Source organism: Shewanella sp. 10N.286.51.B8, from assembly GCF_041469325.1.
Taxonomy (GTDB): domain Bacteria; phylum Pseudomonadota; class Gammaproteobacteria; order Enterobacterales; family Shewanellaceae; genus Shewanella.
This window is the reverse complement of record NZ_JBFRKG010000007.1, coordinates 244,147-260,769: the sequence shown is the minus strand read 5'-3', so window position 1 is coordinate 260,769 and position 16,623 is coordinate 244,147. Positions and strand designations below refer to the sequence as shown.

Sequence of the window (16,623 nt, the reverse complement as noted above, 5' to 3'; positions counted from 1 at the left end):
ACTCTGGTTAGCCTAATACCGCAAGTAGTACACCTGCAGCAACAGCACTACCTAATACACCAGCCACGTTTGGCCCCATAGCATGCATCAGCAAGAAGTTTTGGTTATTAGCTTCAAGACCTACCTTGTTAACAACGCGCGCCGCCATCGGCACTGCAGAAACTCCTGCTGCGCCAATCAATGGGTTAACTTTGCCACCAGATAGCTTAGACATGAACTTCGCCATTAATACCCCTGAAGCAGTACCAATACTAAATGCCACGGCACCTAAAATAAGAATACCCAAGGTTTCAATGCGTAAGAACTGTTCTGCCTGTAATTTAGAGCCTACAGCTAAACCTAAAAAGATAGTCACAATATTGATAAGCTCGTTTTGCGCGGTAGAAGATAGTCTATCAACCACGCCAGACTCACGCATTAAGTTACCTAAACAGAACATGCCCACTAAAGGCGACGCCGCTGGTAGGAACAAAATCGTTAGACCGACAACCATCAAGGGAAAGATAATTTTCTCTTTCTTACTGACTTCACGTAGCTGCTCCATTTTGATGCTACGCTCTGACTCATTGGTTAATAGACGCATAATTGGCGGCTGAATTAACGGCACTAATGCCATGTATGAATAAGCTGCAACAGCAATCGCACCTAATAAATCAGGGGCTAGTTTTGAGGCTAAGAAAATCGCAGTTGGACCATCTGCACCACCAATAATCGCAATGGCTGCGGCGTCAGTCATGCTGAACTCAAAACCCGGCACCACATTAAGAGCAATTGCACCTAATAAAGTCGCAAATATCCCGAATTGGGCTGCAGCGCCCAACAATAAGGTTTTTGGGTTAGCGATTAATGCACCAAAATCGGTTAATGCCCCCACGCCCATGAAAATCAGTAATGGAAATATGCCGGTCTCAATGCCCACATGGTAGGCGTACCAAAGTAAGCCGCCTTCTTCAGTGAAACCCGCATTTGGAATATTCGCCAGTATGGCACCAAACCCAATAGGCAATAATAGTAATGGCTCGAAGCCTTTTGCTATTGCGAGATACAGTAATAAACCGCCTATTGCCATCATAAATAATTGATCAAGAGCGAAGTTAGCAATGCCTGTCTCAGACCAAAAGGCCAGTAATCCTTCCATGCTATCTCCTACGCTAATGCTAACAATGGTGAACCAACCGAAACGGCATCACCTTGCTTAACTGAAATATTTTTGATGAAACCTGTTATTGCTGCGCGCACTTCAGTTTCCATTTTCATTGCTTCAAGGATTAACACCACATCACCTTCATTGACGTGATCGCCATCGTTTACCAATACTTTAAAAATATTACCCGACAGCGGTGCATTCATGGTGGCTTTCACTTCATCGCTCACAGGTGCAGCAGCAACAGTTGGAGCAACGGCAGCAGGTGCTGCTGATGTCGGCACGATCTGGCTGATATCGCCTCCTTCGCTTACCTCAACCACAAAGCTTTGTCCTTGCACATTAACAGTGTAGGTTTCAGCGCCTTTTTCAGCTTTAGCCGCAGGCACGGCCATATCATCAGCACTTGGCACTGGCTCAAAGGCATCAGGGTTACCGCGATTAGTCAGGAACTTAAGACCAATTTGATTAAATAGGGCATAGGTCATTACATCATCATCAGTTTCTGCGGCTAATGTAATACCGTCTTTCTTAGCGATGTCAGCAAGCTCGCTGCGAAGCTTATCTAATTCAGGTTCAATTAAATCTGCAGGGCGACAAGTAATAGCCTCTGCGCCATTTAATACCCGTGCTTGCAGCTCGGCATTAACCGGAGCCGGCGTTGCACCGTATTCGCCTTTCAGTACACCTTCGGTTTCTTTAGCTAAGGTTTTATAACGCTCGCCCATTAAGACATTAATCACTGACTGGGTGCCGACAATTTGCGAGGTTGGTGTAACCAATGGCAAAAAGCCAAGATCTTCACGCACACGAGGGATCTCTTCTAACACCTCATCCATTTTATCTGCAGCGCCCTGCTCTTTGAGCTGGTTTTCCATGTTAGTTAACATGCCACCTGGCACTTGTGCACGAAGAATACGTGAATCAATGCCTTTAAGCGCCCCTTCAAAACGGGCATATTTCTTACGTACTTCTCTAAAGTAAGCGGCAATTTCTTCTAATGCTGCCATGTCGTAACCCGTGGCGCGGCCCGAGTCTTCTGCCATAGCAACTAATGTTTCAGTAGCTGAATGGCCATAGGTTTGGCTCATGGTTGAAATCGCGGTATCAAGAATATCAACACCAGCCTCAATGGCTTTTTGATAGGTTGCAGTACTTAAACCCGTTGTAGCATGACAATGCATAGAAACGGTTAAGTCAGTTTGAGATTTTAAACGGCTGATAAGGTCATAAGCTTGCATTGGCTTAAGTAAGCCTGCCATATCCTTGATGCACAGTGAGTCACAGCCCATGTCTTCAAGGTTTTTAGCCATATCAACCCAAGTATCCACGTTATGAACTGGGCTACTAGTAAATGAAATCGTACCTTGTGCATGACCGCCGACTTGCTTAACTGCTTTAACCGCAGTTTCTAAGTTACGCACATCATTCATGGCATCGAAAATTCTGAAAACATCAACACCATTGGTATGGGCACGCTCAACAAAGCGGGTCACCACATCATCGGCGTAATGACGATAGCCTAATAAATTCTGACCACGCAATAGCATTTGCTGTGGTGTATTTGGCATCGCCTTTTTCAGCTCTCTGATACGATCCCAAGGGTCTTCGCCTAAATAACGAATACAAGAATCAAACGTAGCACCGCCCCAAGACTCTAAAGACCAAAAACCAATTTTATCCAGTAAAGGTGCAATAGGTAACATATCGTCTAAACGTAAGCGCGTGGCTAAAATAGATTGATGGGCGTCTCGTAATACTACATCTGTTAACGCTAAAGGCTTGCTCATGATAACTCCTAAACGATTTAATCTTTGGCACGATACTGGTGAATAGCAGAAGTGATAGCTGCTATTAACTTAGGATCAATTGATGTCGCAGCTGCGGGTACAGGTGTAGGCGCATTAGCAACAACAGGCTGAATGTCTGACTGACATAATCTAGCTACAAGATTAATGCCGATAATTAATATGCTTAAAAATATAAAAACTAAGCTCATCCCCATTATCATCATGCCCAAGGCATCCAATAATTGCTCGGATATTGATGATGTCATAAACCCTCTCTTGTCATTATGTGCAATTAAAAATTGCCCACAGGATCAGTTCCAATGTTTACACGTCAATAACGTCTGCTGAATAAATTGCACCAAAACGATGCGGCATCAACAAAAGGAATAATTATTCATTCAGCATAAGCTGTTTTTATTCCATTAAAATCCACCAGTTCAGCGATTAAACTACCCTGTGATTTATTATCGACGAAAAATATAACCAATCTATAACAATTAATCCAACACCTTGTAAATTGGTCAGACCAAAATTAATAAGATTAAGCCCACCTTGATGATAATTCGATAAAAATAGCTCACATATAATGAAGAATCTTCATTTTTGATTACTTTATCAGGAAAATGATAAGGTCATGACAAGATCTATATAAAAAGAGATATCAGAAATAAGAACAGCTATATTCACCAAAAATGTGCAGATGCTCTATTTAGCATAAATATGTAGTGGTTTTTGTAATTTATGGCTCATCATCAAGCTGTAATTAAAATAAAAGCATACAAAACTAATTAACCAAGCTAAGTACAATTAATCAACTAGAGTGAACGTACTAACCAGCATGACTGAAGGATTTATCCAAATTTTGATGTAGTTCATTTCGACTTAAGATCTAAAGCAGGTTAGCGACATTTGAGTGAGTGTGAAGTAGGTATATTGGCAGGAAAACTTAAAGTCACTTTAATATGACTGACTGGATTTTAGGCATAAAAAAAGCCCTGTAGATAACTACAGGGCTTTTTCTAATACTGGTGCGGATGGGAGGATTCGAACCTCCGACCGCCTGGTTCGTAGCCAGGTACTCTATCCAGCTGAGCTACATCCGCAAAATTTTTACTGCCAATCTTTACTCAGTGCTAATTGAGCTTAGTTGCATATTTAAAATATGCAAATAATGGCGGAGAGGGAGGGATTCGAACCCTCGATGGGAGTTAAAGCCCATACTCCCTTAGCAGGGGAGCGCCTTCGGCCACTCGGCCACCTCTCCGAATTATGGTGCGGATGGGAGGATTCGAACCTCCGACCGCCTGGTTCGTAGCCAGGTACTCTATCCAGCTGAGCTACATCCGCATAATTAGGTACTATTTTATATGGTGCGGATGGGAGGATTCGAACCTCCGACCGCCTGGTTCGTAGCCAGGTACTCTATCCAGCTGAGCTACATCCGCATATATAAAATTTACAGCTTTTAAATTATTTAATGGTGCGGATGGGAGGATTCGAACCTCCGACCGCCTGGTTCGTAGCCAGGTACTCTATCCAGCTGAGCTACATCCGCTCATTAAAAAATTTAAACACAACAATAGAAAATGGTGCGGATGGGAGGATTCGAACCTCCGACCGCCTGGTTCGTAGCCAGGTACTCTATCCAGCTGAGCTACATCCGCATCGTTTACTATTTTAAGAAATGGCGGAGAGGGAGGGATTCGAACCCTCGATGGGAGTTAAAGCCCATACTCCCTTAGCAGGGGAGCGCCTTCGGCCACTCGGCCACCTCTCCGTTTCTTGGCGCACATATTACTGTTTGCCGAAAATAAGTCAAACCTTTTTCAGCATCTTATATTCATTTGAACTGTTTTTGAGCACATTGATGAGTTAAGCCACAATTATCATCAATTCATTTAAAAAAATTTGTATTTTTTTTAGCAAACAATCTTAAATAGTCTAAAAACAATAAAGCCAGCTTTCGCTGGCTTTATTGGTAAATCGCAAACAATGTCTGATATATCAGAAATTGCCACCATCTTCAGGTGTAACGTTGCCAGATTTTTCAGACTGGATACGTTGATAAATTTCTTCGCGATGAACTGATACTTCTTTAGGTGCATTCACACCGATACGTACTTGGTTACCTTTTACACCTAGTACAGTAACAGTCACTTCATCACCTATCATTAATGTTTCGCCAACACGGCGAGTCAAAATCAGCATTCGATTGCTCCTTTAGTCCAATCAGCATACACCAGCTTCTATCCGTAATATGCGCGTTTAATAATGTTAGCTTAATACAAATCATTAGTGACGACACTAAATCAATAAAACTTTTAAGCTTTTTACCCCAAAAAAAAGAAAAAACGTATTCCTGCGGCCTGATTATTTCAAGTTGATAACATTTAAAGGCTATTCTTTAAACAAAAGCAAAACAGGTAATTTAATAAATTGCTGCTTATGCGTACAAAAAAAGCATAAAAGTTGCTTCAATTTAGAATTATAGTAGCTTGAGTCAAAAAAGCGTAAAAAATGATACCTAAGAATGCTTTATAAGCTTGCCGAACCACTATCTCAAAGCTCAACCTAATACTCAAGCCATAAAATGCCGTAAACACCTTATGGCTTAAGTTGTCAGTTAGCCTAAACGTTCGCTGAGCCATGGTTGAACTAAGGCTAATGCTGCATCTAAGTTCTCTGGTTGTGTTCCGCCAGCTTGGGCCATATCAGGGCGCCCACCACCTTTACCGCCAACCTGCTGTGCTACCATAGCCACAAGTTCACCAGCTTTAACCTTACCGACAAGATCTTTGCTCACACCAGCAATCAAGTTAACCTTTGCATCGCCAGCAATACCGAGCACGATAATTGATGACGGTAACTTTTGCTTCAGCTCATCTTGCAAGCCTCGTAAAGATTTAGGGTCCACACCTTCAAGCTTTTTAACTAATACCTTGATGCCGTTCATCTCAACAGCTTCACCAGCAATATCGGCACTGGCTGCTGCAGCTAACTTATCTTTTAGCTGCGACATTTCTTTCTCAAGGGATTTTACTTTATCAAGCTGTGCTTTTAATTTCGCTACAACAGAGGCTGAATCTGACTTAAGCAAACTTGCCGCTTGTTCAAGTTGAGATTGCTGCTCAGCAACATAAGCCATTGCTGCGGCACCCGTTACCGCTTCAATACGGCGAATACCTGCTGCAATACCACCTTCTGAAGTGATTTTGAATAAACCAATATCACCAGTACGGCCAACATGAGTACCACCACAAAGCTCGATAGAGAAGTCACCCATGGTAACCACACGCACTTCGCTGTCATACTTTTCGCCAAACAACGCCATTGCGCCCTGCTCTTTGGCTTCATCAATCCCCATAACCGCAGTTTTTAATTCATGGTTACGACGAATTTGAGTATTAACCATTTCTTCAACTTGCTTAAGTTCTGCTGCGGTGACCGCTTCAAAGTGAGCAAAGTCAAAACGTAAACGCTCAGGGTTAACTAATGACCCTTTTTGATTTACATGGCTACCCAGTACATTACGTAGTGCTGCATGTAATAAATGGGTCACTGAATGGTTAAGCTGAGTACGATGACGAAGTTTTTTATCGACTTCAGCGCTAACGCTATCACCAACATTTAAAACACCAGCAACTAACTTGCCTTGATGACCGAAAGCTTGACCAAAAATTTGAGTATCGGTCACAGCAAAATTAGCATCATTAACTGTTAAATGGCCTTTGTCGCCAACTTGACCGCCAGACTCAGCGTAAAACGGCGTATTATCTAATACAATGACCGCTTCTTGATCTGCCGTTAATGAATCAACTGCATTACCTTCTACATATATAGCTGTAATTTTACCTTGACCATTTAGCTCGCTATAACCGCAAAACTCGGTTTCACCTTCAATTTTAAGGCCTGCATTGTAATCAGTGCCAAAATTGCCAGCCGCTTGAGCTCGGCTGCGCTGCTCAGCCATTGCCGCTTCAAATCCTGCTTCATCAACGGTGATATCACGCTCACGACATACATCCGCGGTTAAGTCGACAGGGAAGCCATAGGTGTCATAAAGTTTAAATGCTGTTTCACCATCTAAAATATTAGCTTCAAGTGCATTAAGGGCTGCATCTAAAATACCTAGGCCACGCTCTAGCGTTCTAGCAAACTGCTCTTCTTCGGCTTTTAAAGACTTTTCAACAATTGCTTTAGCATCAACAAGGCCTTTAGCTGCATCGCCCATCACTTCAATTAATGTTGGCACTAATTTGTAGAAGAAGGTATCTGTCGCGCCAAGCTTGTTACCATGACGCACTGCGCGGCGAATAATACGGCGTAGTACATAGCCGCGGCCTTCATTTGACGGCATTACACCGTCAGCAATTAAAAATGCACAAGAGCGAATATGATCGGCAATAACCCGTAAAGATTTATTTTCTAAATCTTGGACACCAATGATTTCAGCCGTTTTAGCAATAAGCTGTTTGAAAATATCGATTTCATAGTTTGAATGTACGCCTTGCATAATCGCAGCAATACGCTCAATACCCATACCAGTATCAACAGAAGGTTTTGGTAATGGCTTCATTTCGCCGTCAGCTTGACGGTTGTATTGCATGAATACGATATTCCAGATTTCAATGAAACGATCGCCATCTTCTTCTGGAGTACCAGGGCGACCGCCCCAGATATGCTCGCCATGATCATAAAATATTTCAGAACATGGGCCACAAGGACCTGTGTCACCCATTTGCCAGAAGTTATCAGACGCATAAGGTGCACCTTTATTATCACCAATGCGGATAATATTTTCAGGGGCGACACCAATTTTGTTAGTCCAGATATCAAACGCTTCATCATCAGTTTCATAGATGGTGACGCATAAACGCTCGGTTGGAAGCTTTAATGTTTCAGTTAAAAAGCGCCATGCATAGCTAATGGCTTCTTCTTTGAAGTAATCACCAAAACTGAAGTTACCTAACATTTCAAAGAAGGTATGGTGACGAGCGGTGTAACCTACATTATCAAGGTCGTTATGTTTACCACCAGCACGTACACAGCGTTGCGATGTTGTCGCTCGGGTATAGCTACGCTTTTCTTGACCTAAAAAACAGTCTTTAAACTGATTCATACCGGCATTGGTGAATAGTAAAGTTGGGTCATTGTGAGGTACTAAAGAGCTACTATCGACAACTTGATGTTCGTTGTGACGAAAAAACTCTAGGAAAGCACTTCTTAGTTCTGCGGTAGTTTGAAACATGAAATCGCCCTAAAATGGATAAATCGTATTTATCAGGAAGCTGTTAGTCAGCGCTAAATTGCCAACATTATATACTTAAACAAACTATAGGTGCGACATTCTAGGGCAATAGATTGGCTATTTTAGGCTGGAATTTAACGATTTTGATCATCGAATATTTGATTGATTGTGCAATATAGCCATATTTATGGGTAATCAAAAAATTACCGCAACTAAAACAGCTAACAAAACGGCTAACAAGAGTGGCTATAAAGCTAATTGATAGGCGCTGTTAAGCTTCATTAGCGTAACAGCAAAATATAGCCTCTGACAGATATGAGTTACATACTGAGCAAAATTGGATAAAAAAAAGCGGCGAGCATATAGCTCACCGCGATTTAATAATTCTAACTACTAATACCTAGCAAAGGCTTAAAACACTTCACCGGTTTCTAAATCGATGTTTTCATCGGGTTTAGCAGGGGCGGCATCTTTTTCTTTATCTTTACTAAGCAATAATTCACGTAATGCAGTTTCGATCTCTTCAGCCGCAGCAGGGTTTTCAATTAGGTACTTACCGGCATTTGCACGGCCTTGACCAATCTTGCCGCCTTTGTAGCTATACCAAGCACCAGCTTTTTCAACAAGCTTATGCGCCACACCTAAATCAACTAGCTCACCAGTACGGTTAATACCCTTACCGTACAAGATTTGGAATTCAGCTTGCCTAAATGGCGCTGCAATTTTGTTTTTAACCACTTTAACTCGGGTTTCGTTACCAACCACCTGATCGCCATCTTTGATTGCACCTGTACGGCGAATATCCAAACGCACTGAGGCGTAAAACTTAAGTGCATTACCACCTGTTGTAGTTTCTGGGTTACCGAACATCACACCAATTTTCATACGAATTTGGTTAATGAAAATCAATAGCGTGTTTGATTGCTTAAGGTTACCAGCAAGTTTACGCATTGCTTGGCTCATCATACGAGCAGCAAGGCCCATGTGTGAGTCACCAATTTCACCTTCAATTTCAGCTTTTGGTGTTAATGCCGCCACTGAATCGACAATGATCACATCAACGGCGCCAGAGCGAGTTAAGGCATCACAAATCTCTAGTGCTTGTTCACCCGTATCTGGTTGCGAACAAAGTAGGTTATCAATATCAACACCAAGGTTTTTAGCATAGATAGGATCAAGAGCATGCTCAGCATCGATAAACGCACAGGTTTTACCTTGACGCTGTGCTGCTGCAATCACTTCTAAGGTTAAGGTTGTTTTACCTGATGACTCAGGACCGTAGATTTCTACGATTCGCCCCATAGGTAAACCACCAGCACCCAAGGCAACATCCAATGAAAGTGAGCCAGTAGAAATGGTTTCAACATCCATTGTGCGGTCTGCGCCCAACTTCATGATTGAACCTTTACCAAATTGCTTCTCAATTTGACCTAACACGGCATTCAGTGCTTTCTCTTTATTTGGATCTGCTTTCATTGTGATTATCCCTCTAAGCGAACTCATCTCATTGGCGAGATTGATAACGAATAAATTTGTCTGTTTCTTAATATGAGCTCAGTATACTGTATAATCATACAGTATCAATAGTTACTCAAAAAAAAATTGCAAAACCACTAATAAACAAGGTTTTTCAATATCAATATCAATACCTTATAAGTAAAAATATAATTAAAACTTCTACACCACTGTATATAAAGACTACTGTATACAGTGGTTTCAATATGTTAACCATCTGACAAATAAGCCAATAGTTATACTCTTTCAACTCGATAATAGCAGTTCAGAACCGCGCTAAATGAGTAACTCTATTGGGATTCAAATCAATTATTGCTAAGATGAGCGCCGATTAGTATTGGTCTTTTTTCCGATCCCCAAGCCATATTTAGAGCAACAAATTAATGACAGCAATTGAAAATCCAAATTTAGAAAAGCACACTCCGATGATGCGCCAATATTTGACGCTTAAAGCGCAGCATCCCGATATGTTGTTGTTTTATCGTATGGGAGATTTTTATGAATTATTTTATGAAGATGCCAAACTTGCTTCTGAATTTTTAGGAATTTCGTTGACCGCTAGAGGCAAAAGTGGTGGTAATGCCATCCCTATGGCAGGTATTCCCTACCACTCTGTTGAAGGCTATTTGGCTAAATTAGTCCAAATTGGTCAATCAGCAGCTATTTGTGAACAAATTGGCGATCCTGCTACAAGTAAAGGTCCGGTTGAGCGCAAAGTTGTCCGTATAGTAACGCCTGGCACCTTAACTGATGAAGCCTTACTGCAAGAGCGTCAAGACAATCTGTTAGCTGCGGTTTATCAAGGTAAAAATGGTTTCGGCTACTCAACTTTAGATGTGTCATCAGGGCGTTTCGTGGTAGTCGAATTAGAAAACGCTGAGACATTAGAAGCTGAATTACAACGCACCAGCCCTGCAGAGCTACTTTACAGCGAAGACTTAGTCGATGTGCATTTAATTGAAAACATTAAAGGTATTCGTCGCCGCCCAGAATGGGAATTTGATTACGATACCAGCATACAGCTATTGCTGGAGCAATTTGGCACGAAAGATTTACATGGCTTTGGCATTACAGATGCTCGCTTATCACTGCAAGCTGCTGGCTGCTTAATGCAATATGTCAAAGACACCCAAAAGACAGCTTTGCCGCACATCAATAGCATTACCCTTTTTAATCAAGCTGATACTATCATTTTAGATGCTGCGACCAGACGCAACCTTGAATTAACTTTGAACCTGTCGGGCCAGCGTGACAATACACTTGCTTGGGTGCTAGATAAGACGGCAACACCTATGGGCAGTCGAATGCTGCAACGCTGGATCCACCAACCATTAAGAAACCAGCAGCATATTCATCAGCGCCAACAAGCGGTTGCCGAGCTAATTGATAGCGGTTTGTATGCCGACTTACACCAACAACTGAAAGCTTTAGGTGATATCGAGCGCATTATGGCAAGGCTTGCCATAAGAAGTGCACGACCACGTGATTTTGCCCGTTTACGCCAAGCATTAGAATTGCTGCCTGAAATCCAGCAAACCTTAAGCCATTGTCAGCAAGATGAACTGAAGACTCTGGCGCGAAAACTGGGAGAGTTCCCTGAGCAGCAACAGCTTTTAGCCTCAGCGATTGTTGATAATCCACCCATGCTTATTCGTGATGGTGGAGTCATTAAAACTGGCTATAACGCCGAGCTTGATGAGTGGCGCGGTTTAAGTGAAGGCGCTAATGACTATTTAGTGCAAATGGAGCTGCGAGAAAAAGAGCAAACAGGCATTAATTCCCTTAAAGTCGGCTATAACCGTGTGCACGGTTATTATATTGAAGTCAGCCGCCTACAATCTGATCAAGTGCCGTTAAGCTATCAACGCCGTCAAACCTTAAAAAATACTGAACGTTATATCACCCCAGAACTTAAAGAGTACGAAGAAAAAGTACTTTCAAGTCAGGGCAAGGCGTTGGCCATTGAGAAAAAACTATGGGAAGAACTGTTTGATTTATTACTACCGAAACTACATGAGTTACAGCTATTTGCTCAGTCCGCAGCAGAGTTGGATGTATTAAGTAATTTCGCCGAACGAGCTGAAACCCTTGGCTATAATTGCCCGCAAATCACTCACGAGATTGGTATACATATTGAAGCTGGTCGCCATCCGGTAGTTGAGCTAGTCAGCCAAAGTCCATTCATTGCCAACCCGGTGCAATTAGCACCTTCAAGAAGAATGCTAGTGGTTACTGGCCCTAATATGGGCGGTAAATCGACTTACATGCGCCAAGTGGCATTAATCACCTTAATGGCACATATCGGCAGCTTTGTTCCGGCACAAAAAGCAGTGATAGGTCCAATAGATAGAATATTTACCCGTATTGGTGCTTCCGATGATTTAGCATCAGGGCGCTCAACCTTCATGGTAGAAATGACTGAAACCGCCAATATTTTACATAACGCAACGGCCAAAAGTTTAGTGTTAATGGATGAAATTGGCCGCGGCACCTCAACCTATGATGGTTTATCTTTAGCCTGGTCAGCGGCAGAATACTTAGCCGAAAAAGTGGCGGCATTAACGCTATTTGCCACCCATTACTTTGAACTGACTCAATTGCCGGAACAGATCCCATCAGCAGCGAATGTGCACTTAGATGCTATCGAACATGGTGACACTATTGCCTTTATGCATGCAGTGCAAGATGGCGCGGCAAGTAAGAGCTATGGTTTACAGGTGGCCTCTTTAGCGGGTGTTCCAGCCCATGTGATCAAAGCGGCTAAACAAAAACTGCATATGCTAGAAAGTAGAGATTTGGCCAATAGCCAGCAAATGCCAATTCAAGAAGCATTAAATTTATCTATCCCTGAAGCTGAAGCGAATGCTGCGACTGAAAAACTCAGTCAAATCAATCCTGATGATTACAGCCCTAAACAAGCACTTGATATGCTTTATGAACTAAAAAGGCTATCAAACTTGTAAGTGATGAGCGCAATTGTGCTCAGTGTAACATCTGAATGGGCTGTTTATCACAGCCCATTCACTACAATTTAACTAACACTTAGAACCTAAAGTCAATCCTGATGATTACTGATCTAAACAAGCAATTGATATGCTTTATGAACTAAAAAGGCTATCAAACTTGTAAATGATGAGCGCAATTGTGCTCAGTGTAAAATCTGAATGGGCTGTTTATCACGGCCCATTCATTACAATAATTAGTCCCCTTAACTAACACTTAGAACCTAAAGTCAATCCTGATGATTACTGCTCTAAACAAGCAATTGATATGCTTTATGGACTAAAAAGGCTATCAAACTTGTAAATGATGAGCGCAATTGTGCTCAGTGTAAAATCTGAATGGGCTGTTTATCACGGCCCATTCATTACAATTATAATGATTAAGTACTCATAACTAATACTTAGAACCTAGCTTCATTAACTATCATAATGCTCAGGCTCTATAAAAGTGAGTAAAAAAAAGCCAACAAAAAAGGACAACTCGTGTCCTCAAAGGTAAATAACCCTAAGCGTAAATTAATCGCTTAAAAGGTTGGCGTTAATTTCTAAATAACGCTTCGACTGATAGGCCTTGTGCCCCTAATACATCTTTCAAACGCTTTAACGCTTCGACTTGAATTTGACGCACACGTTCCCGTGTTAAGCCAATTTCAGCCCCTACGTTTTCTAACGTCGATGGTTCATAACCTAATAAACCAAAACGTCGTGCTAATACTTCTCTTTGCTTAGTATTTAGCTCATTTAACCAACCGACAATTGAATTAGATAAGTCTTCATCCTGTACTTTATAATCTGGTCCAACTGAATCATCATCTGCAATAACATCTAACAATGCTTTATCGTTATCCCCGCCTAGTGGGGTATCTACAGAGGTGATTTTTTCGTTTAGTTTTAGCATTCGACTGACATCGCTAGTAGAGACATCTAATTTGTCTGCGATTTCTTCTGCCGTCGGCTCATGATCAAGTTTTTGCGCAAGCTGTCTTGCCGTTCGCAAGTATACATTAAGCTCTTTAACCACATGAATAGGCAAACGAATGGTCCGAGTTTGATTCATGATCGCTCTTTCGATGGTTTGTCTAATCCACCAAGTCGCGTAGGTTGAAAAACGAAACCCTCTTTCCGGATCAAACTTTTCGACTGCTCGAATAAGCCCTAGATTACCTTCTTCGATAAGATCCAGTAATGCTAATCCTCGGTTGTTATACCTTCTGGCAATTTTTACGACCAATCTTAGATTACTTTCTATCATGCGGTTACGAGACTTCTCGCAGCCTTTGAGTGCTTTACGTGAAAAGAAGACTTCTTCTTCTGCACTAAGCAAAGGGGAAAAACCGATCTCACCTAAATATAGTTGAGTGGCGTCAAGATTCTTCTGAAGATCATCTTGAACTTGTTGGTCAATGTCGGATTGCTGTGCTGGCTTGGCATTTTTTGCCTCCTTCAGCGCAATCTCTTGTGGTTGTTTAGCTAAATCCATAAGCTCTTCTGCAACCGCAGTATTTTGTTTCTGGCTCATATGGTGCTCTCCCAAACCGGATAAAAATTAAGTTATTTTCGTGCGCGTATCCTCCGTTTTAATGTGAACTAAACAGTTAACGTTTAGGTAAATAATTTAATGGGTTTACTGACTTACCATGGAGACGAATTTCAAAATGCAACATCACCTGATTAGTCCCTGTACTACCCATTTTCGCAACTGTCTGTCCAGCATTTACATATTGCTTTTCTTTGACCAATATTGCATCTGCATGAGCATAAGCACTTAAATAATCATCATTGTGTTTAATAATGACCAAATTGCCATAGCCCCGAAGTGCATTACCTGCATAAACAACTCTTCCATCAGCTGCAACCTTGATAATATCGCCTCTGGAACCAGCGATTTTTATGCCTTGATTGCCCTGCTGAGTACTAGAGAAGTAACCTACAATCTTACCTTTTGTCGGCCAGTTCCACTGACTTACTTTATCTGGCAAGGTTGAAACAGATTTTTTCGCTATTTGAACCGTTTTGTCTTGGGTAGTTTTTACAGAATACGCAGGCTTAGCTTTGTGATCAAGCTCTTTTTTTGTACTATTTTGATTTGTCGTTGTCGCTGGCTTTTTTTGTGCTGAAGTTTGTTTTGCAACCGTTTTATTAGCAGGCTTTGACTTGGTGTTCGCTACAGCGACCGGTTTTGGTGCAGGCTTGGCTGCAGGCTTAGTGCGCTGTGGCTTGGTGAGTTTTAATGTTTGTCCTGGATAGATGGTATAAGGTGCTTTTAAGCCATTATATTGAGCGATTTTATTAAAATCTTGCCCAGCGCCCCATGAAATTGAGTAAAGAGTATCACCGCGTTTTACCTTGTAACTGCCAGAGGTAATAGAGCCTTTATTAAATTTTTGACCAGCATTACTCGAAATACTCGTAACGGGTGCAGGGTTGTGAGCTTGAAAGCTACACCCTGAAATAAACAGCAGTAAAATTGTAACCCAAGGCCAATTACGACACTTCAACATTGTCTCCATCATACTTTTGAAATATCGCCCTTGCATCACTGTTAAGCTAAGTCGCCATTGATTAACGGTACAAACTTAACCGCTTCGATAATTTGTGATTGAAACTCATTTTGTTTACGAGTGATTTTTAATAACTGCTGCGAGTCTTCGCCAACAGGGATCACTAGCACGCCGTCTTCAGCCAGTTGCGCCAATAATGCTTCAGGTACCGATGCTGCAGCTGCTGTTACCATAATGGCATCAAATGGGCCTTTATTGGTCCAACCTTTCCAACCGTCACCATATTTAAAAGACACATTATGTAAATCTAAGCGCTTTAAACGTTGTCTCGCTTGAATTTGTAGCGCCTTGATCCGCTCAATTGTGCAAAGCTGAGGTACCAGTTGCGCTAAAATCGCTGCCTGGTAACCTGAACCAGTACCAATTTCAAGCACTCTAGCAGGGTTATGTTGTAGTAATAACTCCGTCATTCTAGCGACAATATAAGGCTGAGAGATAGTTTGGCCTTGCCCAATAGGTAAAGCGGTATTCTCGTAAGCTTTATGGGCTAATGCCCCATCGAGAAATAACTCCCTTGGGGTATTTGATACCGCCTGCAACACAGTGTGATTACGGATCCCTGCTTCATGCAGTTTTTTGGCTAAATTAAGGGCAACAGTTGAAGCTACCTGGCTCATAGTTTATTAATCCAGTTTTCTAAGTCAGCAAGCTGATCATACGCAGTTAAGTCGACCGTTAGCGGAGTAATTGAAACATAACCTTGTTCAACTGTACCAAAGTCTGTATCAGCGCTAGCATCTTGTTCTTTGCCCGGAGGCCCAAGCCAATATATATCTCTTCCTGCAGGATCTTGAGTTTTGATCATGCCTTCAGCTTTATGTCTTGAGCCTAAGCGAGTAATTCTCATGCCTTTGATTTGTTCTAGCGGTAAATCGGGCACATTTACATTTAATATTTGATCGTTATTAATAGGGTGCTCAAGTAAACCTTGCACTATTTTAGCGGCATAGATTGCTGAACTATCGTAATGACGTAATTCTTTGCCCACTAATGATACCGCTATCGCAGGTAGGCCTAAAAAGCGTCCTTCCATTGCTGCGGCTACCGTACCTGAGTACAGGGTATCATCACCCATATTCGCCCCAGCATTAATGCCTGACACCACAATATCAGGCTCTACTGGACATAATTCTCTAATGGCTAAATGGACACAATCTGACGGTGTGCCATTGACAGCAATAGCGCCATTTTCTAAGTTATTAATTCTTAATGGATTAGTCAAGGTCAAAGAATTACTGGCTGCTGAACAATTCCTATCAGGCGCCACGACTAACACATTAGCAATTTTGGTTAACTCTGCCGCTAGGGCTTTGATCCCTGGAGCTGTAACGCCGTCATCATTGCTGACCAATATGTTAATCAT

The 16,623-nt window shown here is 41.9% G+C and carries 11 protein-coding genes and 7 tRNA genes; 1 reads left to right on the top strand and 17 read right to left on the bottom strand.

The genetic code is table 11. The annotated features are described in order from the left end of the window. Nucleotides 1-7 precede the first annotated feature (7 nt). The 13 genes from AB4160_RS03920 to recA form a co-directional block, all read right to left on the bottom strand. Nucleotides 8-1,138: a sodium ion-translocating decarboxylase subunit beta gene (locus AB4160_RS03920; protein ID WP_102438094.1), complete on the bottom strand. Its 1,131-nt coding sequence runs from the start codon at nt 1,136-1,138 to the stop codon at nt 8-10. 8 nt (nt 1,139-1,146) lie between these two features. Beyond that, on the bottom strand, nt 1,147-2,934 hold the full coding sequence (oadA, locus tag AB4160_RS03915; RefSeq protein ID WP_102438092.1) for a sodium-extruding oxaloacetate decarboxylase subunit alpha: 1,788 nt from the start codon (nt 2,932-2,934) through the stop codon (nt 1,147-1,149). A gap of 17 nt (nt 2,935-2,951) precedes the next feature. Further along, complete coding sequence (locus AB4160_RS03910; RefSeq protein WP_076542995.1) at nt 2,952-3,200, bottom strand: OadG family protein; 249 nt, start codon at nt 3,198-3,200, stop codon at nt 2,952-2,954. 760 nt (nt 3,201-3,960) lie between these two features. Beyond that, nucleotides 3,961-4,037, bottom strand: a tRNA-Arg gene (locus AB4160_RS03905). 69 nt (nt 4,038-4,106) lie between these two features. Next, nucleotides 4,107-4,198, bottom strand: a tRNA-Ser gene (locus AB4160_RS03900). A 6-nt stretch (nt 4,199-4,204) separates the two neighbouring features. Continuing rightward, nucleotides 4,205-4,281 (bottom strand) — tRNA-Arg (locus tag AB4160_RS03895). A 21-nt stretch (nt 4,282-4,302) separates the two neighbouring features. Then, a tRNA-Arg gene (locus AB4160_RS03890) sits at nt 4,303-4,379 on the bottom strand. A 33-nt stretch (nt 4,380-4,412) separates the two neighbouring features. Next, a tRNA-Arg gene (locus tag AB4160_RS03885) sits at nt 4,413-4,489 on the bottom strand. A gap of 32 nt (nt 4,490-4,521) precedes the next feature. Next, nucleotides 4,522-4,598 (bottom strand) — tRNA-Arg (locus tag AB4160_RS03880). Between the two features lie 21 nt (nt 4,599-4,619). Continuing rightward, a tRNA-Ser gene (locus AB4160_RS03875) sits at nt 4,620-4,711 on the bottom strand. Nucleotides 4,712-4,938: 227 nt separating this feature from the next. After that, complete coding sequence (csrA, locus tag AB4160_RS03870; RefSeq protein ID WP_076542996.1) at nt 4,939-5,142, bottom strand: carbon storage regulator CsrA; 204 nt, start codon at nt 5,140-5,142, stop codon at nt 4,939-4,941. A 415-nt stretch (nt 5,143-5,557) separates the two neighbouring features. Further along, nucleotides 5,558-8,182, bottom strand: coding sequence for an alanine--tRNA ligase (alaS, locus tag AB4160_RS03865; RefSeq protein ID WP_372003661.1), 2,625 nt, complete (start codon nt 8,180-8,182; stop codon nt 5,558-5,560). A gap of 411 nt (nt 8,183-8,593) precedes the next feature. Further along, on the bottom strand, nt 8,594-9,658 hold the full coding sequence (recA, locus tag AB4160_RS03860) for a recombinase RecA (protein ID WP_076542998.1): 1,065 nt from the start codon (nt 9,656-9,658) through the stop codon (nt 8,594-8,596). A 422-nt stretch (nt 9,659-10,080) separates the two neighbouring features. Here recA and mutS point away from each other — a divergent pair, with 422 nt between their 5' ends. Continuing rightward, nucleotides 10,081-12,660 carry a DNA mismatch repair protein MutS gene (mutS, locus tag AB4160_RS03855; RefSeq protein ID WP_102438088.1) on the top strand — a complete coding sequence of 860 codons (2,580 nt, stop codon included), beginning with the start codon at nt 10,081-10,083 and terminating at the stop codon, nt 12,658-12,660. Between the two features lie 577 nt (nt 12,661-13,237). Here mutS and rpoS read toward each other — a convergent pair. From rpoS to surE, 4 genes are all read right to left on the bottom strand, one after another. Further along, a complete protein-coding gene (gene rpoS / locus AB4160_RS03850) occupies nt 13,238-14,218 on the bottom strand; it encodes an RNA polymerase sigma factor RpoS (RefSeq protein WP_102477190.1) in 981 nt (326 codons plus the stop codon). Between the two features lie 76 nt (nt 14,219-14,294). Beyond that, nucleotides 14,295-15,200: a peptidoglycan DD-metalloendopeptidase family protein gene (locus AB4160_RS03845; RefSeq protein ID WP_372003660.1), complete on the bottom strand. Its 906-nt coding sequence runs from the start codon at nt 15,198-15,200 to the stop codon at nt 14,295-14,297. Between the two features lie 41 nt (nt 15,201-15,241). Next, nucleotides 15,242-15,877: a protein-L-isoaspartate(D-aspartate) O-methyltransferase gene (locus AB4160_RS03840; protein ID WP_102438082.1), complete on the bottom strand. Its 636-nt coding sequence runs from the start codon at nt 15,875-15,877 to the stop codon at nt 15,242-15,244. Then, the gene (gene surE, locus AB4160_RS03835; RefSeq protein WP_371999914.1) at nt 15,874-16,623 is read right to left on the bottom strand and encodes a 5'/3'-nucleotidase SurE; all 750 of its coding nucleotides are present in this window, start codon (nt 16,621-16,623) and stop codon (nt 15,874-15,876) included. The genes AB4160_RS03840 and surE overlap by 4 nt, the downstream gene beginning before the upstream one ends.

Bases quoted from the DNA above. Each gene is read 5' to 3' on its own strand.
- AB4160_RS03845 (WP_372003660.1), bottom strand. From the start codon at position 15,200: ATGTTGAAGTGTCGTAATTGGCCTTGGGTTACAATTTTACTGCTGTTT.
- AB4160_RS03910 (WP_076542995.1), bottom strand. From the start codon at position 3,200: ATGACATCATCAATATCCGAGCAATTATTGGATGCCTTGGGCATGATG.
- AB4160_RS03920 (WP_102438094.1), bottom strand. From the start codon at position 1,138: ATGGAAGGATTACTGGCCTTTTGGTCTGAGACAGGCATTGCTAACTTC.
- mutS (WP_102438088.1), top strand. From the start codon at position 10,081: ATGACAGCAATTGAAAATCCAAATTTAGAAAAGCACACTCCGATGATG.
- oadA (WP_102438092.1), bottom strand. From the start codon at position 2,934: ATGAGCAAGCCTTTAGCGTTAACAGATGTAGTATTACGAGACGCCCAT.
- alaS (WP_372003661.1), bottom strand. From the start codon at position 8,182: ATGTTTCAAACTACCGCAGAACTAAGAAGTGCTTTCCTAGAGTTTTTT.
- AB4160_RS03840 (WP_102438082.1), bottom strand. From the start codon at position 15,877: ATGAGCCAGGTAGCTTCAACTGTTGCCCTTAATTTAGCCAAAAAACTG.
- rpoS (WP_102477190.1), bottom strand. From the start codon at position 14,218: ATGAGCCAGAAACAAAATACTGCGGTTGCAGAAGAGCTTATGGATTTA.
- csrA (WP_076542996.1), bottom strand. From the start codon at position 5,142: ATGCTGATTTTGACTCGCCGTGTTGGCGAAACATTAATGATAGGTGAT.
- surE (WP_371999914.1), bottom strand. From the start codon at position 16,623: ATGATTAACATATTGGTCAGCAATGATGACGGCGTTACAGCTCCAGGG.
- recA (WP_076542998.1), bottom strand. From the start codon at position 9,658: ATGAAAGCAGATCCAAATAAAGAGAAAGCACTGAATGCCGTGTTAGGT.